The organism is Microcystis sp. LE19-84.1B, assembly GCF_027531875.1.
GTDB lineage: Bacteria > Cyanobacteriota > Cyanobacteriia > Cyanobacteriales > Microcystaceae > Microcystis > Microcystis panniformis.
The window spans coordinates 1-23,324 of record NZ_JAPZSR010000136.1 but is presented as its reverse complement, the minus strand read 5'-3'; the positions used below and the strand labels follow the sequence as shown (position 1 = coordinate 23,324).

Below are 23,324 nucleotides of genomic sequence, written 5' to 3'. Positions count from 1 at the left end.
TTTTATGGCCAGCGCACCTAGTACCACCTTAGATAAGTCCACTCAAGTTGTCAAAAAGACTTATCCCAACTATAAAGTTATTGTTCTCAACGATGACTTTAACACCTTCGATCATGTGGCCAATTGTTTAATTAAATATATCCCGGATATGACTACCGATCGAGCTTGGGAATTAACTAATCAAGTTCACTACCAAGGACAGGCAATTGTCTGGACAGGTCCCCAGGAACAAGCGGAACTTTATCACCAACAATTGCGACGGGAAGGATTAACCATGGCTCCCCTAGAGGCCGCCTAATTATGAATAATGGTCGCTTAGTTTGGAATCATTCTACTCATATCCCGGGGTTGATTGCGGTATTAGAAAAGTTAATTACCTATCAAGGAATCACCACTGTCACCCCCGGGGTACTTTCTCGCTCAAAAGGTCATTGTCCGCGATTACAATTGCGGATATCGGTGCCGATTCGTGGTGGTTTTAAGCTGATTGCGAGGACAGGAAAAAGTGTGCAGGAAGTCTTTGTTATCACCGATTTAAACCAAGAGGACTTAGAAATGACTATCCAAGCTTGTTTAGGAAAATAACTGTCGTGGGTGCGTTGTTGAAAGGCTGCTGGTTACTAATTATTTTTTTTCTGTTTTTCTGTTTACATTCTCTCCCTAGTTTGGCAGTAGTGGATAGGGTTCCCTTAACAGTAACTTTATTGCAGGAACGTTTAAGCGCACCCGTCCTTAAAGAAGGGATGACTACTATCGATTTAGCCAATTTAGTTATCGACATCCGCGATGAAAATAAAGAACTACAAGAACAATTTTATCAACAGATTCAAGGTCAAATTAATCGCGCTAAACAACCCCTAGGTTTAGATTTTAGTAATTCCTTAATTCAAGGCAATTTTATCGCTTCCCGTCTGGGTTTACCGACTCCTTTAACAAAAGTAGCTCTCGCTACTTTATTATCACCCACGGAAGAACAGTTATTACAACAGGACGAAAATTTTTTATTCGATAGCGATGAACCGGTTTTTAATGTCACAGTATTTCGCGGACCGGTGAAGTTGCAGGGAACCGTATTTATGGGAGAAGTGGACTTTTCTAAGACTTTTTTTCTGCAAATTGTCGAAGCAATGGCAGCAAAATTTAGTCGTGAAAGTAATTGGTTAGAATCGCGTTTTGCTAGGGTGGCGAAATTTAGCAAAGCCACTTTTATGGGAGATGTAAATTTTAGTCAAAGTCAATTTTTAAATAAAGCTATCTTTCGCACGGCCCATTTTAAAAGTATTACTAACTTCCATGGCAGTCATTTTACTGCCGAAGCTTATTTTGATCAAACCAAATACGATAAACCCGCATATTTTACCCGTACTTTCTGGGAAAAAGAAGCCAATTTTTCCCAAAGTCAATGGCGAGATCGTCCGCTATTTTCTAAGAGTAGATTTTTAAGTTTATTAACTTTTAGAAATGCCACTTTTGAAAAATCGGGCGCTTTCCGGTCTAGTTATTTTAATGGTGTGGTTAGTTTTCAAGATGTGAAGCTTTTAGATCAGGTAGATTTTAGTAATTCCACTTTTACTAAAAATAGTTATTTGAGTGTATCAGGATTAGCTTTTGATTCCGATAAAGCGAAAATACTAGGAGATAGAGGAGTAATTGGTCAAGCAATTTATTTACCAACCCTAGCAGGAAATGAAACAGTTTTAAGAAATTTAGTTCGTAATTTTCGCTCCCTAGAACAAATTGCTGATGCCAATCAAATTGAATACAAAACCGAAAAATTGCGAGTTCAACAGTTAAAACAAAAACTGAAGAATATCTCAATTATTCGCCTAATTAACCTCACTTGGTTAGCTGATTTTCTGCATACTTCTTTCCTTGCTTTACTATTACTCTTAAGTCAAGATGGTACAAATTTTAGTTTAGTTTTCGGCACAGGAATCATAATTTTTGCCTATTTTGGCTGTTTATTTTGGTTAATTGATCGCGTGCGTCGTCTCACTCCTAAACCAGTAATTCCCAATCGTTATGAAATCTTTTGTATGGTAACTAGCTATATTATTCTCACCCTTTCCGGTGTATTTAATATCCTGCAATCTGCCAGTCGTCCTCTCCTAACTTTAACAGCTATTGCCCTAATTCTTGTCCCCTTACCCCTAATTTTAATTATCGAACTTTATCGTCGGGGACGCTATCACGATTTAATGGATAGTTCCTATTTCCTGCAAGATGGTAGTATGCGACAATTACGCTTATTAATCACCCGTTTACCCGTGGTTCCCGAATTTCCCCTCTTTCGCGATCGTTATACTCCTATTCCTTGGCAAAAGCGTTGGAATTGGTTAAATTATTACGATTTAAGTCTCAATAATTTGCTAAAATTAGGCTTTAATGATTGGCGAGTTCGCGATCGAGAATTACCCGCTATTGTTTCCTTTTTAGTTTGGTATCAATGGGGTATCGGCATCTTTTATATCACTCTCCTTATCTGGACTCTCTCCCGCACGATTCCAGGGTTAAATCTCTTGATTTATTTAAAATAAACTGTAAAAATTGAAATAGAGTAGTTATCTTTTCGTTTTGAGGAGCCGAAATATGAGTGGAAAGAGGAAAAACCATGAATGCCAAATTGATTGAATCTCTCGTCCAAATTATCCAATCCCTTTCTGAAGAAGAAAGATTGCTCTTAAAAAAGAAATTAGCTGCCCATGAAACTCAAACAGATTTTGATAACCTAGTCCAAGCTTTAGCAGAATTGCGACAAATTTGTGCTGAAGAAAACTATACTATAGAAGTTCCTCCTCGCCAAGATCGTTCTAATCCATTTGCAGAAAGCTTAAATGACCTTCCCTTCCTGTGTGATACTAACATTATCAGCGAGTTAAGTGGGTGGGTGGAATTAAATACAAGATGAACGTAGGTTGGGTTGAAGCATGAAACCCAACGATGCATCTCAATTTGGTCGAAATATCTATATTACATTTTCGGCGCACGCAGTTCGATAAACTCACTGACCACTAGGCGCTCCTACCATAATATTATGGTAGTGACTGTATCGGCAAGAGTCACAGTATAATTGAACCAATGAATTTTGGAATTCCCTTGCTGCTGTTATCAGTGAGCAGTGAACAGTAAACAGTAATCGGCAGTTTTCACCTAACACTGTCCACTTAAAACTGCAATCTGATAACTGATAACTGAAAACCCCAAAACCCAACACTCTAATTTATTGATTTAATAAAACCGACCACTGCTGCAGGAGATAAAAACTATGTGTATTCTCGGTTTTGATCCGGGTAAGGACAAATGTGGGATCGCAGTCAGGTCATCGACAGGGAAAATTTATACCCATGAGGTGATAGCATCGTCACAAGCGATCGAGCGTTTAGCCAGTCTCTGTCAACAATATCCGATCGAATTATTGGTGATGGGGAATCAAACCACCTCAAAAAGTTGGCGCGAAAAAATTGCCGCTCGTGTCACCATCCCGATTACTCTAGTGGATGAACGCAATAGTACCCTAGAAGCGCGCGATCGCTATTGGCTTATGTTTCCCCCCAAAGGATTACAGAAACTCATCCCCCAAGGTATGCGTCTTCCCGATCGCCCCATTGATGATATAGTAGCGATTCTACTGATCGAACGTCATTTACAGTCCAAATAATGTCAAACTACAAAATAGACACAGCAGGGTGAATTGACGATGCTCCTAAGTAAAGGTTTTGAAGTGGAAATGTACACCGGAACAGCAGCCGGAGAAATTATCGGTTTATCCGATCGCATTGTCAAGGATTTGGATGGTTTTGTCCGGGAACCAGATACTCGTAACGTGGAATATACTACGGCTCCCATGACTAACTATGACCGTCTTTTATGCGCTACTTTAAAACCTCGTCTAGCTCTACGGCAATATTTGCGTCGTTTAGGGGATTATACCCTAATTCCTGGCAGTACCCTCTCCTTGGGTGATAGTCAACATTTTTATCGCAGTGACCCCCACAATCCCTATCATAACTATATCGAACAGACCTACGGCACTAATGTGGTCACGGCCAGTATTCATATTAACGTCGGTATTAGCGATTATGAGGATTTAATGCGTGCCTGTCGCTTAATTCGCCTAGAAGCTCCTTTATACTTGGCTTTAAGCGCTTCCTCTCCTTTTCTCGATGGTAAAATCACCGGTTCCCATTCCCGTCGTTGGCAAGTTTTCCCCCAAACTCCCGCTGATGTTCCCCTCTTTGAAAGTCATAAACATTTTGTCACCTGGACCGAGGAACAATTAAAACTCGGTACGATGCAGAATGTTCGTCATCTCTGGGTGTCGGTACGTCCTAACGGTAGCAATCGTCCCTATAATCTCAATCGTCTAGAATTGCGAATTTGTGACCTGATTGCTGATCCTATTAGTTTATTAGCAGTTATGGCTTTTTTAGAGGCCCGTTTAACTCAACTTTTACAAGATCCCCAATTAGACCCCCTAATTTTAAGTCAATTACCCAGCAGCAATCGCAGCGAGGATTTATTAACTTTAACCCAGGAAAACGAACAGGCAGCCGCGCGTTTTAGTCTTGATGCCACCCTGAGACATTGGTACGATGGCCGGGAAATCTTGGCTAGGGATTGGATTAAAGACCTCTATGTTCAAGTTTATCCCGTTGCTAAAGAAAAGGGTTTTAGTTGTTTCCTCTCTCCCCTACAAAAAATCCTCCGCGAGGGGAACACTGCACAACAATGGTTAAAACAATCCGACCAGGGTATGGATGTTAAAAGTATTATCAAACAGGCGATTATTACCCTAGAAAAACAGGAACGAGAGTTAGAACATAAATTATGTCAGCATATTCTAGTCGCTTAAATAATTATTTTAGGGCCATGGTAATTAAACCCTGTTGACCGAGAAGAATTTCCCGCAGCAGCGTACAAATTCCCACCCAAATAATTGGAGAAATATCAACTCCTCCCAAGGGGGGGATGAGTTTACGCACGGGGATTAAAAAAGGTTCTGTGGGCCAGGCAATAATATTAAAGGGAAAGCTATTTAAATCTACCTGTGGATTCCAAGTCAGCACGATCCGTAAGATAAACAAAAGGGTCATCAACCCTAAGATAATTCCCAATGTCCAACTTAATGCGATCGCTGTGTCCATAGTCTCTAATCCCGTCTTTTTTACCGATTATTTTCCCTACAATATAACAGTTTTTGTCTCATAATCACTCCAGCACCCTGCCAGTTATTCTTGTCAACCTCCCGGGTAAAAATGCCGCCAGAAAAAGTTCCCATAGGGCTTGACAAACCAGCCAGACTTGACTTATACTTTTCTTATAATGGGAATCCGTGTCGTCCTGGAGACCCTCTCTTTTCAGGCCAGATGCAGAAGTAACTTAAAGATGACAGAATTTCGCATCGAGAAAGACAGCATGGGAGAAATTCCCGTACCTGCCGATAAACTTTGGGGAGCGCAGACCCAAAGATCCCTACAATACTTTAGTATCGGTGATAATCTCATGCCCCGGGAGATGATCCGGTCCTATGCCATTCTCAAAAAAGCCTGTGCAATTGTCAATCAGCAAAAAAATCGTCTCAGTCAGGAGAGAAAAAACCTAATCTGTCAAGTCTGCGATGAAATTTTAGCCGGACAACACGCAGATAACTTTCCCCTCTATGTTTGGATGACGGGAAGTGGCACTCAATTTAACATGAACATCAACGAAGTCATCTCCAATCGTTGCAGTCAACTGACGGGGAATCCTCTGGGTAGCAAAACTCCCGTCGATCCCAACGATCATGTTAATATGTCCCAATCGACTAATGATTCCTTTCCCTCGGCCATGTATATTGCCGTTGCCTTGGCAGTCAAGGAAAAATTAATTCCCAGTCTGCAACTATTACGGAATAGTCTCGATGAAAAGGCGCAATTATGGGCAAATATAGTTAAAATTGGTCGCACTCACCTACAGGATGCCACCCCTTTAACCCTCGGACAAGAGTTCTCCGGTTATGTAGGTTTATTAGATGATGGCAGCGATTGGCTAGAAAAATGTCTAGAAAAAGTCTATCGTTTATCCTTGGGAGGAACAGCAGTGGGTACGGGAATTAATGCTCCCCCGGATTTTGATCGAGATGTGGCTGCCGAAATCGCTAATCTGACCAAATTACCCTTTATTACCGCTCCTAATAAGTTTACCGTGCAAGGTTCCCACGATGCTCTGGTTTTCTTGAGCGGGGGACTGAAAACTATCGCTAGTTCCCTGTATAAAATTGCTAATGATATCCGTTTACTTAGCTGTGGTCCCCGTTGTGGAATCGGAGAATTACAGCTGCCGGAAAATGAACCGGGTTCTTCAATTATGCCGGGGAAAGTTAATCCCACCCAATGCGAAGCTTTATCGATGATAGCAGTGCAGGTGATGGCTAATGATTTAGCGGTGACGATGGGAGGTGCCGGAGGACATCTGGAGATGAATGTCTATAAACCGCTGTTGATTCATAATCTCATGCAGTCTATCCGTTTGCTCACTGATGGTTGCGCTAATTTCTGTCAGTTTTTGGTTAAGGGGATGACTGCTAATCAAAAACAAATTGAGACTTTTTTAAATCAATCCTTGATGCTGGTGACTGCTTTAAGTCCCGTGATTGGCTACCAAAAGGCTGCCTACGTCGCTCATTATGCCCTAGAAAAGGATTTAACCCTGAAAGTGGCAGCCTTGCAACTAGGATACATCGAGGCAGCGGATTTTGATCGCATTGTTGACCCCGCTAAGATGGTTAATCCCTACGTTGCCGATGGTTAATTCTCTCAAGGGATAACTGCCGCAAAAATCAGAGGTCGCAGGCAGGCACGGATTCCCATTATACATACAAGTATATGGCAAGCGGCGGGATTTGTCAAGCCCCGCCGGGAAAAATTTCTCCTAAACTTGGGTGATGATAACAAAGAAAACAAACAGAAAAATCATAAATGCCCCTGCCATGCGGAAGAATGGTTTAGGAAGATTAATAATTTTCTCCAGTTTCAGGAAACCCACCAGAAAATAAGCGACGATTGCCAGGAGAATCGGGATAACTAAGCGCAAGATTGTGCCAAGGGGACCAGAGAAAAACTCACCGATTTTATAGCGGGGTGTATTTTCTTCTGCGTGAGGAGGAATAGTTACACTTGTCCAAGTTTCTCCCCCATCGGTGGAACGAAAAACTGTAGTTTTAGCACCACCAAAACCGAATAAAGTTTTATCTTGAGCGTAATTAGGAGAAAATCGGACGGAGATACCAGAGGAAGGGATACTATGAATTTTCACTAGGGGGATTTTAGGATCACCAATTAGCTTAAAAGTTTCCCCGCCATCGGTAGATTTAAACAAACCATCTCCCTGTAAACTAACCATTACCGTGCGATCATTAGCATAATCAGGAGAGATAGCAATGGTTTCTACTGATGCTTGCGGATTAAACCCCGGTTTCTCTAATTTTGTCCAACTTTTAGCCCCATCTTTGCTGACAAACAAACCAGAAATTGTCCCAGCAAAAATAGTTCCATCCTTGGGATAATTGGGAGACATTGCCAACTGCACATTAGCGGTTTTTGATAGGGGTGTTCCTTGGGTGACATTTTTCCAAGTTAGTCCACCATCAACACTTTGATAAATACCCTCTTTTCCCGTGACAAACAAAGTTTTATCCTTAGCAAAATCGGGGGAAGCTACCATAGCAGGGGCATAATTACCGGAAATTCTGCCCACTTCACTGATATTTTTAACCGTATTTCCTCCATCAGTAGAACGAAATATTCTCCCCTGCTGATTGGTGAGAAAGAGAGTTTTATCCTTGGCAAAATCTGGAGAAGGAACTATTCTCGGACCGCGGACTCCCTGATCAATTTCGATAATTTTCCATAAATCACCACCGTTATCGGATTTGGCAAATCTATTGCGTAAAAACCCAGCAAAAATAGTTCGATCTTTTCCATAGTTAGGAGAAAAGGCAATGTCAAAGAAACGCCGGGGATCTTGTCCTGATTCTTCGGGATCTTTACCAAGTCGATAAACCTCTAAACCGCGATTAATTGGTGTCCAAGTTTCCCCTTGATCGCGACTGATGAAGATATTGCCTACATAATTAGCAATGACGACAGTACCATCCTGGGCATAATTAGGAGAAACCGCCATGGCGATAACTGTTCCCCGGGCTAAAGTTTCTATTTCCTGCCATTGTTTGCCCCTATCCGTGGTTTTAAATAAGCCATTAAATCCCCCTAAAAACATCGTGTCTTGAACTATTTTTAAATCCATAAAGTGGGGAACTTTATAATCATCAGCCTGTTTATCTTTGGTTAAACCCTCGCTCATTTTTGTCCAACTTTTGCCCCCATCCTGAGAAACATACATTCCCTCATACCAAGTAATGGCATAAAGGGTCGAGTTTTGGGCATAGTCGGGAGAAATAACGATGTCTTCGATGATTTTATCCTTAATTCCTTCGTTAACAGCTTGGAAGGTTTTACCATCATCAACGGTTTTAAAAATACCTGCTTCTTTTGTACCGACAAAAAAGGTTTTATCCCTGTCTAGATTAGGAGAAAAAGCAATTGTATCTACTGCCCCCACATTAGCGGGTAAGGGGAGATTCTGCCAAGTTTTCCCCCCATCGGAGGAAGTGTATAATTTACCCTGTTCATCCCCGAAAAAAATGCGATTAGGATTGTTGGGAGTAATAGCGAGAAAGGTTATCAGTGCCGTGGTGGGGAAAATATTTGACCAATTTTTACCGCCATCTTCGGTTAAATAAACCCCTTTTTCTAATCCCACTGCCGCTGCTATATTGGCATCGGAAGGGGCAATTTGTACGAAGTTAATAAAGTTAGTTTCTAAACCCTGATTAACTTTCTGCCAAGATTCCCCCGCATCTTCACTTTTATAAATACCATTGGATCTTGAAGCTAGATAGAGAATATTTTTATTGAGGGGAGATAGGGATAAGGAACTTAATTCCCCCGTATAATCTAAACCTTGAATTAATCTTGTCCAGTTGCTACCTCCGTCGCTAGATTTATAAAAGTTATTTCGCACCAAGATATATACTGTATTATCTGTCTGGAAATCAGGAGAAACTTCCACTTGACTAATCACATCATGGGGACGATGGGCAAAAGCGGGATTACCCCAAAGACAAAAAACTGTAGCGATTATCAATAAAATGAGATTAAACTTATGGGCGAATCTCAGCAAACTTTGGCGATTAATCATACTTAAACTGCTAATATCGAGGATAAAAATTGACCTAATCTAGCAAAGGGCGATCAAAATTTAAGCAAGGGTTCTGTAAGAGTATAGACGAAAATGGCGATTATAACCATTACTAAAATCAGGCTTATTTGCTATCAGCATAGATTAGAGCCAATCTCTACACTTTGATTATTGTAGAGACTCATTGCCTTTTGTAACCCTTGTTTGAGACCAAGTTCGATCGCTTTTCTGGACAAGTCTAACACTTTCAAGATTACTTCGTTTTCTTGGGGGGTGAATCGGCCTAAAACGTGGGAAATAGTCGCTTTTTCGGTTGATTTACCGATTCCTATGCGTAAACGAGCGAAGTTTTCCGTGCCAACGTGGGCAATCATCGATTTAATACCGTTGTGTCCGCCCGCCGATCCCGATAGACGGATTCTCAACCGGCCTAGGGGCAGATCCATATCATCGTAAATAACTAAAATCGACTCTGGAGCTAGTTTATACCAGTCCAGCACCGCTCGCACCGATTGCCCGGAGCGATTCATATAGGTTTGGGGTTTCAAAAGACGAATTTTGCCCGGGAGAGGACCGTCACCCTCGGCGATAAAACCTTGAAATCGCTTGTTTTCCTGCCAAGATAACCCCCAATCCCGCGCTAATGAGTCCACAGCTTCAAAACCGATATTATGACGGGTGCGATCATATTTGGGTTCGGGATTACCCAAACCGATAATTAGCTGAGGAATAATTAAATTAGGGGTTTTATCGGAATTCATAGGGGAAAATCGGGTTTTTAACCAGGACCCGATTCTTATTATCACCGAATTAGCACTCCGAGCGCCGGAACAAAGTTTCTAGATAAACCTTGGCACAGCTATTTTGCTCCTCAAAATTCATCCTTTCGGGGGATTGACAATTAAGCAGAAAAAATGAGAGAGCCGCCGTAAACACACCATCTTGATCCCAACCAGGGTGAGTTTCTAGGTATTGTTGTAGGGATTGGTGGAGGATTTCGGGGATTTCTGCCAAGATACTGACTGATGTATTCATATCGTTTACCTCTGATCGGAAGTGGGGAAATCCCTGACTGGTGCAGTGGACAGTAAGGACTATTGTGAGCCAAGTTGGAGGGACTTGCAATATTACCAGATGTAAAGGAATGCTTTAGAAAAACTTAATATTTACGAGGGAATAAGGGTTAGAGCTAGATTTTATTTACTTAACTTAACAGTAACTCAGTATCTATCGATGGGGATTTTGACAATCAAGATTAATTTTTTCTGGAAGCAAGTGCCGATTATATCGCTGTTGCCTGTGGAAAAGTCTGGGTAAACTGTGGAAAACTGGCGAGTGAGTGGGGAAAGACTGGGGAATGTATGGGGGAAAACATCGGGGAAAAATAAGATTTGCAAATTTTAATCCGTAGTGATGCTCAAGACTACTTAGGCACTCTTGCCAGAGTACCTTTTCTAGCTGAATGCTGGCTGCTATGCTTTTACCACCAATACGGAACAGGTAGCTTCTGCCACCACGAGACTACTAACAGAATCTTCGATCACCCGTTGAACTCCCGTTAATCCCCGGCTGCCGATCACGATCAGATCAGCTTGATAGATATTCGCTAAACGAATAATTTCCTCCGCTGGATCGCCAAAGATGACTTCGATTTCACTAGGGGTAGCAATCTGGGATTGATAGCAGCGCAATTGATCTTCAATGATCTCACGGGAGGGGTGAGGGCGATCCACTGCCGATTCGTCTCCCTCCTTACTGAGAATATGGGTGAGTATAATGCAAGAATTTGCCGTTAGAGAAAGGGAATTCAAAGCATGGAGGACTCGATGGGATGATTCCCCACAATCCAAGGCAACAACGATATTTTTAAACATTTTGACTAAATCCTGCCACTAAATAAATTTTCAATTAAGATTCCGGAGCAAAAAATCTATAGACAATTTTATAGGTTATTGCGATCGGTTAAGATTTCGTAACCTGTGGCGGTTACTAGGACAGTATGCTCAAATTGAGCGGAGAGAGCATTATCCATCGTCACCACCGTCCAACGATCGCGTAAAGTTCTGGTATGTTTAGATCCCCCATTGACAATTGGTTCAATTGCCAGAGTCATCCCGGCGCGGAGTTTGACATTGGGTAACTCATTAGTGCGAAAATTAAATACCGAGGGTTCTTCGTGGAGATTTCTGCCGACTCCATGACCGGTAAAATCTTCTACAACCTGGAAACCGTTAGCTTGAACGTGATCTTCGATCGCTCCTGCAATATCGAGCAGATAATTGCCAGCTTTTACCTGATTTATGCCTTTATATAAAGCTTCTTCCGCTACGCGGATTAATTTCTTGGCTTTGGGAGAGACGGAACCGATAGCGATCGTGATACAGGAATCCCCATGATAACCTTGGTAGTAGGCCCCCGTATCTACCTTTAACACAGAACCGGCTTTGAGGCGTTTTTTCGGGCTAGGGATACCGTGAACGACTTCGTTATCGACGGAGGCACAAATCGAGGCAGGAAAGCCATAATAACCTTTAAAACTGGGAGTAGCACCCATTGCGCGGATACGTTTTTCCGCATAGACATCCAGATCCGCCGTCGTCATCCCGGGTTGAGCGATCTCGGCAATTTCCTTGAGGACTGTAGCGGCAATTTTACCCGCTTGTCGCATAATAACGATTTCTGCGGCGGATTTGGTCTCGATTCCCCGGCGGCTTTTCTGTACTCGCGGTGAACCTACTTGCTCTGGGGTTTTAGTTTCGGGAAAAAGCAGCTTGGTTAGGATGTTCATGGAAAGTTGGCTGTCGAGTCTTTACTTAACTTAGCATTTTCCCGGCGATCGATGACTGCTCTGGAGAAATCAAAAATCTTCCCTTAGGTGAGGAGATAGGAGACTCCGAGACAGGAAATGGGGAGGTAGGGAGTGGGGAGATGAGGATAAAAAAGACAAGAGACAACTATACTAGCCATAAAACCGAAAATTATCGCAAATTTATCTGAGTTTTAAGATATTTTGAGCCGATAGCACATCGAGAACTTACTTTTGCAGGAGAGCTAAGGGACATTTAGAAAAGCTATAGTAGGGAAAAGGCTATTTTTCTGGCGAGGTGACAATTTATGGCAGTCAAAAAAGAGTTTTCCAGTTTTCAGGAACTGTTGCAAACCACTAATCTCCCCGTGTTAGTGGATTTCTATGCCACTTGGTGCGGTCCTTGTCAAATGATGGCTCCGATTCTAGAACAAACGGGAATGTATTTCAAAAATCGCCTACAAATTGTCAAAATTGATACAGACAAATATCCCAATTTAGCCACTAAGTACGGTATTCAAGCCTTACCGACTTTAGTAGTCTTTAAAAATGGTCAACCGATCGATCGAATCGAGGGAGTGATGCAGGTTAACCAACTGGTTCAACATTTACAAACTCTGTTGTAAGATAATTTTGAACCAGAACTAGGAGTTAGTGTCATGGCAAAGGCGATTTGGAATGGTGCAGTGGTAGCGGAAAGCGATAACTGCGAAATTGTCGAGGGAAACTACTATTTTCCCCCCGATACCATCAAAGCTGAATATTTTCAACCCAGTAACACCCATACCATTTGTTCTTGGAAAGGAGAGGCTAGTTATTATACTCTCAGGATAGATGGACAGGACAATAAAGATGCCGCTTGGTATTATCCCGATCCTAAACCAAAAGCCCAAAATATTAAAGGATATATCGCTTTTTGGCGAGGTGTGCAGGTTGAGAAATGATCGCCATCTACCCCGGCAGCTTCGATCCAGTTACACTCGGTCATTTAGATATTATCGAACGCAGTGTGCCACTATTCGAGCGAGTAATCGTGGCAGTTCTCTGCAATCCCCATAAAAACCCCCTGTTTACCGTCGAAAAACGCATAGAACAGATCAGTTACTGTACAAAACACCTGAAAAACGTTGAGATAGACAGTTTTTCAGGATTGACGGTTGAATATGCCAGATTAAAAGGTGCTAAGGTGCTGTTGCGGGGGTTGCGGGTTCTCTCAGACTTTGAAAAAGAACTGCAAATGGCACACACCAATAAAACTCTCTGGGAAGGAATCGAAACGGTTTTTTTAGCCACCACTAAAGAATATAGTTTTTTAAGCAGTAGCGTGGTTAAAGAAATCGCTCAATTCGGTGGCTCTGTCACCCATCTAGTCCCAGAAAACGTTTCTAGGGATATTTACTCATACTATAGCTAACATACTAAAATACAGTAATGAGGACGATCTGAACCTATGGCGCGCCGAGAACCTAATGATCCCAGAAAAGCAGTACCTAACACTTCTAATAGTGGGGTTCCCAGTCCACCCGTCGATTTCGATATCTATCAGGATCTGGCGCGTCTGCAAGAGATGATTTTTGATAGTTTCCACATCCCCCTCACCCGTTGGACAATGATCGATGAGGGACAGATTTCCGAACAGATCGATCTCATCTATGAAACCGTGCCACCAGCAGTACAGAAAGCTTTAGCAATTTTGCAGGAAGAACAGGAAATTATCACTAAAGCGGAGGAATACGCTCAACAAGTCCTTCGTTCCGCTCAACAAAGAGCCGCCCAAATTCTCGATGAGTCCGGTATTATTCAACAAGCAGAACGGCAAGCGGCCCAAATTCGTCAACGGGTTCAGCAGGAATGCGAATCCTTGCAACAACAAACCCTCGATGAAATCGAACAGATGCGTCACAGCACCTTGCAGGAAGTGCAACAGTTACGACAAAAAACCCAAGCTGAATGTCATGAAATTCAAAAAGGCGCTGACGACTATGCCGAAGCGGTTTTAGAACATCTCGATCGAGAATTAGGGGAAATGTTACAAGTTATTCGCAACGGTCGTCAACAGGTAAGATCGAAACCAACCTCGTCAAAAAATCTACCCGGAGAACGTCCTTAATCAGTTATCAGTGATCAGTTATCAGTGATCAGTTATCAGATGTAAGTTTTAAGTTAATTAGTTAGTTATCTTTATCTTTATCCCTGATTACTGTTTACTATTTACCGATCGCTGAAAAGAACCAAACCTCCGATTCCTCACCGATAACTGATAACGGAATTTCATGAATAACTCCTCCTCGAATTCCCATCTATTCGGACGCTTTCTCAGCGGGTTATTCAGCTGGAAAATTTGGTTATTTGTCCAGATATTTCAAGGCAGTAAAAGCTTTTATCGATTCCTGTATCATTATTTATATCGTCGTCCAAAAATTGATCGCATTCTCGGTAGCGATGTCATCTATATTCCTGAGAAAAAACTTTATAGCATTCCCCTCGATGTGCTGAAAATGGAGCGGCAAATGGTTAATAGTGATCGCCAGCAGTTGACTTCTATTACTACTTGGAAAGTTAAAACGATTCATCCCACCATCACCGAAACCGAGATACAATTCCACGATATTACCGTCGATTTACAACAGGTACACTTGATTAAATCAGATCTTAATAACTACGATTATACTAACACTCGCCGCTTGGCTCCTCTGGTGAAAACCTTGCTTTTTGAAATTAACCCGAAAATTGCTAGTTTAGTAGAAAAGAAAAATCAATTACATAGACTGCGAAATCTGGCCGCATCTTCCGAAATTTTTCATTCACAAACCCCATTGTACGATCGAGCAATTAATCAAGTCCAGCTAATTATTGAGCAAGCGGAAGCTTTGAGACAAGAATGTTTAAAATTTATCCGAGAAACCCTAATCGAACGGGAATTAGTGCAATCCGATATCGATAGCAATCTCGTTGATTGGCCCCTCGATTTTGCCAGTCAATATCAACTAATTCAAGAAAAATATCAACTCTGGAAAGAAGAAGTACAAGCTTATTTTCAATTAAAAGATTCTTCCCTACCTAAAAATTAACTATGACCGTCAGTTATCAGTTATCAGTAATCAGTTATCAGTTATCAGTTATCAGTTATCAGTTATCAGTTATCAGTTATCAGTAATCAGTTATCAGTTATCAGTTACAGGATTTATTAAACCTCTTGCATAATTAATTTGTCAAGGTTCAAAAACGGCAAAAGTAAGGATTAAATTGCATAAAATATGTAAATAGACCATTTAATTGATTATTATTCATTCTTAATTCTACTGACTACTGACTACTGACTCCTAACAACAATTTTTGATTTTTACAAGAGGTCTATTATTATGTCTAATTTAACGGCAATTCGTGAACATATTTTTGCTTGGGGAAAACGCACCTATATCATGGGTGTTTTAAACGTTACTCCCGATAGTTTTAGTGATGGGGGAGAATTTGACAATGTTGAAAATGCCCTGCTACAAGCGATGAAAATGATCGAGGCTGGGGCTGATATAATCGATATCGGTGGTCAATCCAGCCGTCCGGGAGCGCAAGAAATTAGCCTAGAAGCAGAATTATCGCGAGTTATCCCCGTAATCACCGCTATTCGACAACAAAGTTCTATTCCTATCTCTCTAGATACCACTAGGGCGATTGTAGCAGCCCAAGGTATCGCCGCCGGGGCCGATTTGATCAATGATATTTCTGGGGGAACCTTCGATCGCCTATTATTGCCGACGCTCGCTAAATTGGCCGTTCCCATCATCCTCATGCACCTGCGGGGCAATCCGCAAACCATGCAATCCCTAACACATTACGATAATTTAGTCAAGGAAATTAAAGAATTTTTACAGGATCGCGTTAAGGAAGCTTTACAGTGGGGTATTGCTAGGGAAAATATTATCATCGATCCGGGGATTGGTTTCGCCAAAACTGGGAGACAAAATCTTGAATTATTGCGAGAATTAGGGCAATTTCGGGATTTAGATTTACCTATTTTAATTGGGTTGTCGAGAAAACGCTTTATCGGCGAGATTACAGGCAAAGATGACCCAAAAGAACGAGTTTTCGGAACGGCGGCGGCCTGTGCTATAGCGATCGCTAAGGGGGCCGATATCCTGCGCGTCCATGATGTGGCTGCGATCGTAGATGTGAGGAAAGTGGTGGACGCAATCGAGCGAAGTTGAAAATTTTTGCTAGTCTTAGAATCATCCACAGTTCGATCGAAATTAGCGATGAATAGCCAACTAACCAGCGATCATTGTATGTTACCCGTGATTCGATCTCCCCGGGATTATCAAGTTTTTCGCATTAGCGCTGGGGATACGAATCGTTTAGCGATCGTCTTCGATTCTACCGTAGCGGGGGATTCCTTGACCGTCTGTGTGGAAATTTTCGATCCCCACGGTCGCACCCCTACCCATCGTCATCATTTTGCCGTAGAAATGTTTTTTATCCTCAAAGGGGAGGGAATGGCTATCTGTGATGGTAAAGCGATTCCCCTGGGGCCGGGGGATAGTTTATTAGTCCGTCCCACGGGTATTCACGAGATTAGAAATGTGGGGGACGGAAGACTTTATGCACTATGTTTTATGGTTCCCAATGAGGATTTTTCGGAATTAATTCGCAATGGTATCCCAGAGGAGTTAGACGCAGAAGATTTAGAGGTGTTGATGGGAACTATTAAAGGATAATCAAGCAATATCATCCCTTAAATTTTAGGCTTTTTTTTCAGGAAAAGAGCGATAAAAAAGGTAAAGGTTCCTCCCAGAAGTCCGAAGATTAGCCAATTTAATCTTGGATAGCCTTTATTGATAGCGATGATTGTAGCAATGGCACCGATGAGACAATGCCAGAAAAAAAGCAACAAGAATAAATCTAAGCTCGGAGAAATATCAGCGATTAGTTTCATATTTTATCAGTAGAGCGATCGAGTTAATTGTTTAGATAGCAAATCTCTAGAATCTTGCCAATCACCGAATCCTTGATGCGATTTTATGTTTATTCACATCTATAAGTATTTGTCTTATTTTTTTGTCCAAGGCCATTTTGTTCCCATCTCGGTTAAAGCTGAAAAAACTAGATAGAGAATGAGAAGGGTAACACCAAAGAGAAAAGTCAATAAGTCGTTATTCATCGATTTATCACTGATAGGTTAAAGGTCACTGATTCGTTACTATCCATTTGTCCACTACTTAGCAATTACTGTTTTTCTAGACTGTTGAAACAGGATTGATTATTGTTGCTGTTGTGCCAAATAGTTAAGCACTGTGTCTAGAGTTAAGTCTAAGCGTTCTGAGATTTGTTGTGGGGTTAAACCGAGGTCTTGCAGTAGAGGAATTGTTTTCAATTTTTGCAAGTTTATTCCCTGTTCAATTCCCTGTTCAATTCCATCTCCAAAAGCTTCTTGATAGAAACGAGTTTGTTTTAGGTCTTGTAGTTCCAACATAGCTTCAATTTCCTCTCGACTTTTTTGGGGTAACTTATAAATGATTATCGTTTCGATTAAATCAATGACATTTCTCTGCACTAAGCGATCGCTCACTTCTCTTTGAGCCTGTTTAATTAAAATCTTAGCAGAATTAACAGCTTGACTCTCACTTTCCGTAACCAATTTGATTATGGCGATCGCCAAGGAAGGAGTCTCGTCATTTGGCAATTCATCCAGATAGATTCTTTTAACCCTTGCTAGGGATAAAAAATCGGCAAATTGCTGGGGATGTTCTCGCTCAATTTCTCGACTAGGATAAATAACAACTATCTGCCAGGGTGATAAAGGTTTATACTGTCTAAGATACAGGAAAAGTTCCGAAAATAATCGATAATATAGGTCTTCATCCTTTTGAAACTGCACTTCTACCAGATAAAAGGGTGAATTTTCTAGATGATCGAGCGGCAAAAATAAACCATCTAATCGAAAAGCTAGTTGTTTGACTTCTTGGGAAGTAAATCGATAATTGCTAACCCTAGCATCGGGTCGCTCAATTAATTCAAAGAACGAATCGGGAAAATCGAGAAACATTCGATAGAATATGCTGTCAGTTTTCATGCTGTCACAAAATTACCTGTAATTTCAGCTTAATCTGCCTATGATCATCCCATCATTTCTGCAACCCGGTGCTAAAGTTTCTCTGGTGGCCACCAGTGGCGCGGTCAAGGAATTAGCCGCCCTCGAAAAAGGCGTAGAAATCTGGCGATCGAGGGGTTATCAAGTGGAATTTAGCGAGAATTGGGCTAATCGTCTCGGTTATCTCGCCGGTAGCGACGAGCAACGTCGTCAAGCTTTAGCCCAAACATGGCAAGATGCCGATTGTCAAGCAATTCTCTGTGCTAGGGGGGGTTACGGTAGCGCTCGCCTCTTAGAAAATTGGACATGGGCAAAAACTAACCCGAAATGGTTAATCGGTTTTTCCGACGTGACGGGGATTTTATGGAGTTTAGCGAAACAGGGCATTTGTAGCGTTCACGGGCCAGTTTTAACCACCTTAGCCCAAGAAAGTCCCCAATCAATTGATCGCCTCTTTTCTCTTCTGGAAGGTCGTCCTTTAGCCCCTCTTGTCGGTCAAGGTTGGGGTGGGGGCAAAGTGCGGGGACGCTTATTACCAGCTAATTTAACCGTAGCCACCCACCTCCTCGGAACCTCGGTTCAACCCACCCTAGAGGGGGTAATTTTAGCCCTAGAGGACGTAACCGAGGCCCCCTACCGGATCGATCGAATGTTAACTCAGTGGCGAATGCTGGGCATTTTCTCGCAAATTAAAGCCATTGCCCTCGGTCGTTTTAGCCGTTGTCTGGCAGCCCCCGGCAGTGATAGCCAAACCGTAGAGGAAGTCTTAAAAGAGCGTTTGGGCGATTTAGGCATTGCGGTTATTGCTGAGTTACCTTTCGGTCATGATGGCGATAATGCCGCTTTACCAGTGGGAACAATGGTAGAACTGGACGGGGATCGGGGAATCTTAGAATTTTTCTATCCCTAATGAGCCACTTTTTTGATACTATCTTAGAGAAGTGTTAACAAATGTAACAAAAAATTAATTATAGATGAAAGTATTAGTTGTCGGTGCGACGGGAACCCTAGGGCGACAGATCGTGCGTCATGCCATCGATCAGGGACATCAAGTGCGTTGTTTAGTACGCAGTCAGAGAAAAGCGGCTTTTTTGAAGGAATGGGGCGCGGAATTAGTCGGGGGAACCCTACGGGATAAAAGTACGATTATTGCTGCTTTAGAGGGAATGGACGCGGTGATCGATGCCGCTACTGCCCGGGCGACGGACTCAGCCAGCATTAAACAGGTGGATTGGGATGGTAAAGTTAATCTGATTCAAGCGGCCAAAACCGCCGGAGTAGATCGCTTTATTTTCTTTTCGATCCTCAATGCCGAAAAATATCCCAACGTGCCTTTGATGGAGATAAAACGCTGCACCGAGAAATTTCTAGCAGAATCGGGTTTAAAATATACAATTCTCCGTCCCTGTGGCTTTATGCAGGGTTTAATCGGTCAATACGCCATCCCGATGTTAGATAATCAAACCGTCTGGATCACGGGAGAAAGTACAGCGATCGCCTACATGGACACGCAAGATATCGCTAAATTCGCCGTTCGCGCCCTAGAAGTCCCCGAAACCGTCGGTCAATCCTATCCCGTGGTGGGCAGCAAAGCTTGGAAAGCTGAAGAAATTATCGAAGTTTGCGAACGCCTATCGGGTAAAGAGGGGAAAATTTGGCGTTTACCCATGGGATTACTGCGTTTTATGCGAGGAATAAGCCGTTGTTTCCAATGGACTTATAATATATCTGACCGACTAGCTTTTGCGGAAGTTCTCGCTAGTGGTCAAGCTCTTGATGCCCCAATGGCAGAAGTTTATCAAGTATTTGGCCTTGATCCGAGTCAAACAACTACTTTAGAATCCTATTTACAAGAATACTTTAGCCGCATTCTCAAGAAGCTCAAGGAAATCGACTTCGAGAAACAAAAAGCTCAGAAGAAGAAGAAAACCCCTTTCAAAAAGAAAGCGTGAACCAGCAGTAGGAAAATTTGTCAATGCCCAAAATCGGCATTATTTACAACGATATTAAGCCTATCGCTTGTAAAACAGCCCATCAGATACAAGATCAGCTACTTTCCCTAGGTTGGCAGGTGTTTATGGCTACCGGCAGCGGTGGTCTGCTAGGCCATTCTAAACCCTCTCGTCCCGTTTGTTTTACCCCGATCGATCAGTTAGTCCCCCCCCACTTCGAGCAAGATTTAAGTTTTGCGATCGTGTTGGGTGGCGATGGTACAGTCCTATCGGCGGCCCGGCAGTTGGCCACCCTCAATTTGCCCCTGTTAACGGTCAATACGGGACACATGGGCTTTTTGACCGAAATTTACCTAAATCAGCTTGAACCCGCCTTAGAACTGGTTCTAGAGGGGAAATACACCCTCGAAAATCGCTCGATGATCACGGTGCGACTGTTTCGCGAAGATACCCTCCTCTGGGAGGCACTTTCTCTCAATGAGGTGGTCGTCCACCGGGAACCCCTCACCAGTATGTGTCATTTTGAGATTCAAATTGGTGAACACGCACCCGTCGATATCGCTGCCGATGGGGTGATTCTCTCCACTCCTACCGGTTCTACTGCCTATGCTCTCAGTGCCGGTGGCCCAGTAATAACTCCCGATGTGCCGGTATTACAATTAGCTCCCATTTGTCCCCATTCTTTAGCTTCCAGGTCCTTGGTATTTTCTGACAAGGAAACTGTAAATATTTTCCCAGCAACTGCTAATCGGATGGTGATGGTAGTGGACGGTAATGGCGGTTCTTATATCTTGCCAGAAGATCGAATTAATGTGCAGAAATCGCCCCACCAAGTCCATTTTATTCGTCTGCAATCGACGGAATTCTTCCGCATCCTCCGAGAAAAATTGGGTTGGGGTTTGCCTCATATTGCTAAACCAACTTCGGTGGAATTACCTTAATCAGTTATCAGTTATCAGTTATCAGTTATCAGATGTGAGTTTTCAGTTGACTGATTACTGGTTACTGTTTACTGATCGCTGAATTTATGCTCTCTTTTCGTGCCAAAATAGCTTTTTATTTAGAGGATGTCACCACGGCGATCGGACTGACGGTAAATCTGCTTATCTTAGCATTAATTTTACTCTCGTTGGGGATTTATGTGGCTCAAACCTATCCCTTATCCGCCACTTGGCAAATGTGGTTACGTCAGCTTGATTGGGGAATTTTAAGCTTATTTTCCCTAGAGTATTTAATTCGGTTTTGGTGTGCGGAATCAAAACTAGGCTTTGTTTTTAATATTTTTTCGATCCTAGATTTATTGTCAATTCTGCCCCTATTCTTTGGTTTTTTTGATATTAGGTTTTTTAGAATTTTTCGCTGGTTTAGAATTTTGCGAGTGATTCGTTTTTTTGGTTCCGATCTTTCTATTTTTCAAATTAAAACTTCCGATCAGATAGTATTTACTCGCATATTACTAACTCTATTCTCGATTATTTTTGTTTATGCGGGTTTAATTTATCAGATCGAACACCCAATTAATCCCCAAGTCTATCGGACATTTTTTGATGCTTTTTACTTCGCCGTTGTGACTATGACTACCGTGGGATTTGGGGATGTAACTCCCCTTTCCGATGGGGGCAAAATGGTGACAGTTTTAATGATTTTAACGGGAGTTTTGTTAATTCCCTTGCAGATTAGCGCTCTGACTAAACAACTATTAAAATCTGGCACTCAAATTGATTATCCTTGTCCAGATTGTGGTTTACCCCGTCACGATATAGATGCCAATTTTTGTAAAAACTGTGGGGCAGAACTCTTAAAAAAACCTGATTGAGACTAATTCGGGCGAAATTGAGGATTCAGTATTCAGGAGTCAGTATTCAGGAGTCAGTATTCAGGAGACAGGTTTTAGGTTTTGGGGTTTTGGGGTTTTAGTTCAATTTCCCCACTTGCCACTTGCCACTTGCCACTTGCCACTTGCCACTTCCTGCTCCCTGCTCCCTGCTCCCAATCCGTCTAAATGTTAAGTTAAGTATCGAAGAGCGGCCGTTTCATCACCCAGTAGTAATATAATCACTGAGTTATCAACTTTGATCCTTGAGTATGACTGCATTCACCACAACCCCCACCCTTGCCAATTTGCCCGCCAGTGACAGCCGTAGCCGCGTCAGTGAATTCATGAAATCCCTACAGGATGAAATTTGTCAGGGATTAGAAGAAGTGGATGGACAAGCAAAATTTATCGAAGATAGTTGGCAACGGCCCGAAGGTGGCGGCGGACGTTCGCGAGTTTTGCGGGAAGGGGCAATTTTTGAACAGGCAGGGGTGAATTTTTCGGAAGTTTGGGGGAAAGAATTACCTCCTAGCATTGCCAAACAACGGCCTGAGGCTGCCGGTCATCAATTTTACGCCACGGGAACCTCGATGGTTTTACATCCTCGCAATCCTTATATTCCCACGGTTCACCTCAATTATCGCTATTTTGAAGCAGGTCCAGTTTGGTGGTTTGGCGGTGGTGCCGATTTAACTCCCTACTATGCTTTTGAAGAAGATGCTAGTCATTTTCACCGCACTTTTAAACAGGTTTGCGACCAACATCATCCCGAATATTATCCCGTTTTTAAACGCTGGTGTGATGAATATTTTTATCTCAATCATCGTCAGGAAGCCAGAGGTATCGGCGGGATTTTCTTTGATTACCAAGACGGTTTAGACCCTCTCTATCGGGGTCCTTTTGCCGAAAGTGATGCCGCTATCTATTCAGAAAAATTATCTCCCCAACAACCGCGCAACTGGGAAGAAATTTTTAGTTTCATTAATGACTGTGGCCGGGCTTTTCTACCCGCTTACGTTCCCATTGTCCAGAAACGGCGCTCGACAGAATACGGTGACAGAGAACGTCAGTTTCAACTCTATCGTCGCGGTCGTTATGTAGAATTTAATTTAGTTTATGATCGTGGCACAATTTTTGGTTTGCAAACTAACGGTCGTACCGAATCAATTTTGATGTCTTTACCTCCTTTAGTCCGTTGGGAATACTGTTATCAACCTGCACCAAACACCCCAGAAGCAAAACTCTATGATGTCTTCCTAAAACCCCAAGATTGGGTTAATTGGCAAGGTTAAATCAGTTATCAGTTATCAGTTATCAGTTATCAGTTATCAGTTATCAGTTATCAGTTATCAGTTATCAGTTATCAGTTATCAGTTATCAGTTATCAGTTATCAGTTATCAGTTATCAGTTATCAGTTATCAGTTATC

The 23,324-nt window shown here is 42.3% G+C and carries 27 protein-coding genes; 19 read left to right on the top strand and 8 right to left on the bottom strand.

The genetic code is table 11. The features are described from left to right. The first annotated feature begins 4 nt into the window (after window positions 1-4). From clpS to gshA, 6 genes are all read left to right on the top strand, one after another. Window positions 5-298 (top strand): ATP-dependent Clp protease adapter ClpS, encoded by a 294-nt coding sequence (clpS, locus tag O9324_RS08315; RefSeq protein ID WP_002765336.1) that lies wholly within the window; start codon window positions 5-7, stop codon window positions 296-298. A gap of 2 nt (window positions 299-300) precedes the next feature. After that, complete coding sequence (locus tag O9324_RS08310) at window positions 301-585, top strand: DUF2103 domain-containing protein (protein ID WP_002765337.1); 285 nt, start codon at window positions 301-303, stop codon at window positions 583-585. 5 nt (window positions 586-590) lie between these two features. After that, complete coding sequence (locus O9324_RS08305) at window positions 591-2,537, top strand: pentapeptide repeat-containing protein (RefSeq protein WP_288139939.1); 1,947 nt, start codon at window positions 591-593, stop codon at window positions 2,535-2,537. A 74-nt stretch (window positions 2,538-2,611) separates the two neighbouring features. Beyond that, a complete protein-coding gene (locus tag O9324_RS08300) occupies window positions 2,612-2,908 on the top strand; it encodes a hypothetical protein (protein WP_288139938.1) in 297 nt (98 codons plus the stop codon). A gap of 357 nt (window positions 2,909-3,265) precedes the next feature. Then, entirely contained in the window at window positions 3,266-3,658 is a 393-nt protein-coding gene (locus O9324_RS08295) for a pre-16S rRNA-processing nuclease YqgF (RefSeq protein WP_002773152.1), read from the top strand. A gap of 39 nt (window positions 3,659-3,697) precedes the next feature. Further along, window positions 3,698-4,852 carry a glutamate--cysteine ligase gene (gene gshA / locus O9324_RS08290; RefSeq protein WP_288139937.1) on the top strand — a complete coding sequence of 385 codons (1,155 nt, stop codon included), beginning with the start codon at window positions 3,698-3,700 and terminating at the stop codon, window positions 4,850-4,852. A 4-nt stretch (window positions 4,853-4,856) separates the two neighbouring features. On the opposite strand, the gene O9324_RS08285 is transcribed toward gshA, so the two are convergent. Continuing rightward, the gene (locus O9324_RS08285) at window positions 4,857-5,144 is read right to left on the bottom strand and encodes a YggT family protein (protein WP_002750032.1); all 288 of its coding nucleotides are present in this window, start codon (window positions 5,142-5,144) and stop codon (window positions 4,857-4,859) included. Window positions 5,145-5,385: 241 nt separating this feature from the next. Here O9324_RS08285 and fumC point away from each other — a divergent pair, with 241 nt between their 5' ends. Continuing rightward, window positions 5,386-6,789 (top strand): class II fumarate hydratase, encoded by a 1,404-nt coding sequence (gene fumC / locus O9324_RS08280; protein ID WP_287626927.1) that lies wholly within the window; start codon window positions 5,386-5,388, stop codon window positions 6,787-6,789. A gap of 120 nt (window positions 6,790-6,909) precedes the next feature. Here fumC and O9324_RS08275 read toward each other — a convergent pair whose 3' ends face one another. The 5 genes from O9324_RS08275 to map form a co-directional block, all read right to left on the bottom strand. Then, window positions 6,910-9,237, bottom strand: a complete 2,328-nt coding sequence (locus tag O9324_RS08275; RefSeq protein WP_288139936.1) for a VPS10 domain-containing protein — start codon at window positions 9,235-9,237, stop codon at window positions 6,910-6,912. A 134-nt stretch (window positions 9,238-9,371) separates the two neighbouring features. Beyond that, the gene (gene pth, locus O9324_RS08270; protein ID WP_287626929.1) at window positions 9,372-9,998 is read right to left on the bottom strand and encodes an aminoacyl-tRNA hydrolase; all 627 of its coding nucleotides are present in this window, start codon (window positions 9,996-9,998) and stop codon (window positions 9,372-9,374) included. Between the two features lie 49 nt (window positions 9,999-10,047). After that, a complete protein-coding gene (locus O9324_RS08265) occupies window positions 10,048-10,272 on the bottom strand; it encodes a DUF2811 domain-containing protein (RefSeq protein WP_190357101.1) in 225 nt (74 codons plus the stop codon). Between the two features lie 437 nt (window positions 10,273-10,709). Beyond that, on the bottom strand, window positions 10,710-11,111 hold the full coding sequence (locus O9324_RS08260) for a universal stress protein (protein ID WP_002765346.1): 402 nt from the start codon (window positions 11,109-11,111) through the stop codon (window positions 10,710-10,712). A gap of 68 nt (window positions 11,112-11,179) precedes the next feature. Continuing rightward, the gene (gene map, locus O9324_RS08255; protein WP_288139935.1) at window positions 11,180-12,025 is read right to left on the bottom strand and encodes a type I methionyl aminopeptidase; all 846 of its coding nucleotides are present in this window, start codon (window positions 12,023-12,025) and stop codon (window positions 11,180-11,182) included. Window positions 12,026-12,351: 326 nt separating this feature from the next. Here map and trxA point away from each other — a divergent pair, with 326 nt between their 5' ends. The 7 genes from trxA (at window position 12,352) to O9324_RS08220 (ending at window position 16,755) form a co-directional block, all read left to right on the top strand. Next, a complete protein-coding gene (trxA, locus tag O9324_RS08250; protein WP_002787985.1) occupies window positions 12,352-12,669 on the top strand; it encodes a thioredoxin in 318 nt (105 codons plus the stop codon). Window positions 12,670-12,702: 33 nt separating this feature from the next. Next, window positions 12,703-12,987, top strand: a complete 285-nt coding sequence (locus O9324_RS08245) for a DUF427 domain-containing protein (protein ID WP_287626930.1) — start codon at window positions 12,703-12,705, stop codon at window positions 12,985-12,987. Next, entirely contained in the window at window positions 12,984-13,457 is a 474-nt protein-coding gene (coaD, locus tag O9324_RS08240) for a pantetheine-phosphate adenylyltransferase (protein WP_002758057.1), read from the top strand. The genes O9324_RS08245 and coaD overlap by 4 nt, the downstream gene beginning before the upstream one ends. A 36-nt stretch (window positions 13,458-13,493) precedes the next feature. After that, window positions 13,494-14,153, top strand: a complete 660-nt coding sequence (locus tag O9324_RS08235; protein ID WP_002765349.1) for an ATP synthase subunit B family protein — start codon at window positions 13,494-13,496, stop codon at window positions 14,151-14,153. Between the two features lie 163 nt (window positions 14,154-14,316). After that, on the top strand, window positions 14,317-15,114 hold the full coding sequence (locus tag O9324_RS08230) for a hypothetical protein (RefSeq protein WP_287626931.1): 798 nt from the start codon (window positions 14,317-14,319) through the stop codon (window positions 15,112-15,114). A gap of 291 nt (window positions 15,115-15,405) precedes the next feature. Continuing rightward, complete coding sequence (gene folP / locus O9324_RS08225) at window positions 15,406-16,248, top strand: dihydropteroate synthase (protein WP_288139934.1); 843 nt, start codon at window positions 15,406-15,408, stop codon at window positions 16,246-16,248. 48 nt (window positions 16,249-16,296) lie between these two features. Then, window positions 16,297-16,755, top strand: coding sequence for a cupin domain-containing protein (locus tag O9324_RS08220; protein ID WP_002787992.1), 459 nt, complete (start codon window positions 16,297-16,299; stop codon window positions 16,753-16,755). 17 nt (window positions 16,756-16,772) lie between these two features. On the opposite strand, the gene O9324_RS08215 is transcribed toward O9324_RS08220, so the two are convergent. Next, complete coding sequence (locus O9324_RS08215; RefSeq protein WP_272076206.1) at window positions 16,773-16,973, bottom strand: hypothetical protein; 201 nt, start codon at window positions 16,971-16,973, stop codon at window positions 16,773-16,775. Between the two features lie 324 nt (window positions 16,974-17,297). Beyond that, window positions 17,298-18,110 carry an Rpn family recombination-promoting nuclease/putative transposase gene (locus tag O9324_RS08210; protein WP_288139933.1) on the bottom strand — a complete coding sequence of 271 codons (813 nt, stop codon included), beginning with the start codon at window positions 18,108-18,110 and terminating at the stop codon, window positions 17,298-17,300. A gap of 40 nt (window positions 18,111-18,150) precedes the next feature. Here O9324_RS08210 and O9324_RS08205 point away from each other — a divergent pair, with 40 nt between their 5' ends. The 5 genes from O9324_RS08205 to hemF all read left to right on the top strand — a co-directional run bounded on the left by O9324_RS08205 (window position 18,151) and on the right by hemF (window position 23,188). Next, window positions 18,151-19,038, top strand: coding sequence for a S66 peptidase family protein (locus O9324_RS08205; protein ID WP_193959000.1), 888 nt, complete (start codon window positions 18,151-18,153; stop codon window positions 19,036-19,038). 64 nt (window positions 19,039-19,102) lie between these two features. Continuing rightward, entirely contained in the window at window positions 19,103-20,080 is a 978-nt protein-coding gene (locus tag O9324_RS08200; RefSeq protein ID WP_002765356.1) for an SDR family oxidoreductase, read from the top strand. Window positions 20,081-20,103: 23 nt separating this feature from the next. Beyond that, window positions 20,104-21,021 carry an NAD(+) kinase gene (locus tag O9324_RS08195; protein ID WP_002765357.1) on the top strand — a complete coding sequence of 306 codons (918 nt, stop codon included), beginning with the start codon at window positions 20,104-20,106 and terminating at the stop codon, window positions 21,019-21,021. A gap of 86 nt (window positions 21,022-21,107) precedes the next feature. Further along, window positions 21,108-21,896 (top strand): ion transporter, encoded by a 789-nt coding sequence (locus tag O9324_RS08190; protein ID WP_288139932.1) that lies wholly within the window; start codon window positions 21,108-21,110, stop codon window positions 21,894-21,896. A gap of 269 nt (window positions 21,897-22,165) precedes the next feature. After that, on the top strand, window positions 22,166-23,188 hold the full coding sequence (gene hemF, locus O9324_RS08185; RefSeq protein WP_002765359.1) for an oxygen-dependent coproporphyrinogen oxidase: 1,023 nt from the start codon (window positions 22,166-22,168) through the stop codon (window positions 23,186-23,188). Window positions 23,189-23,324: the final 136 nt, after the last annotated feature.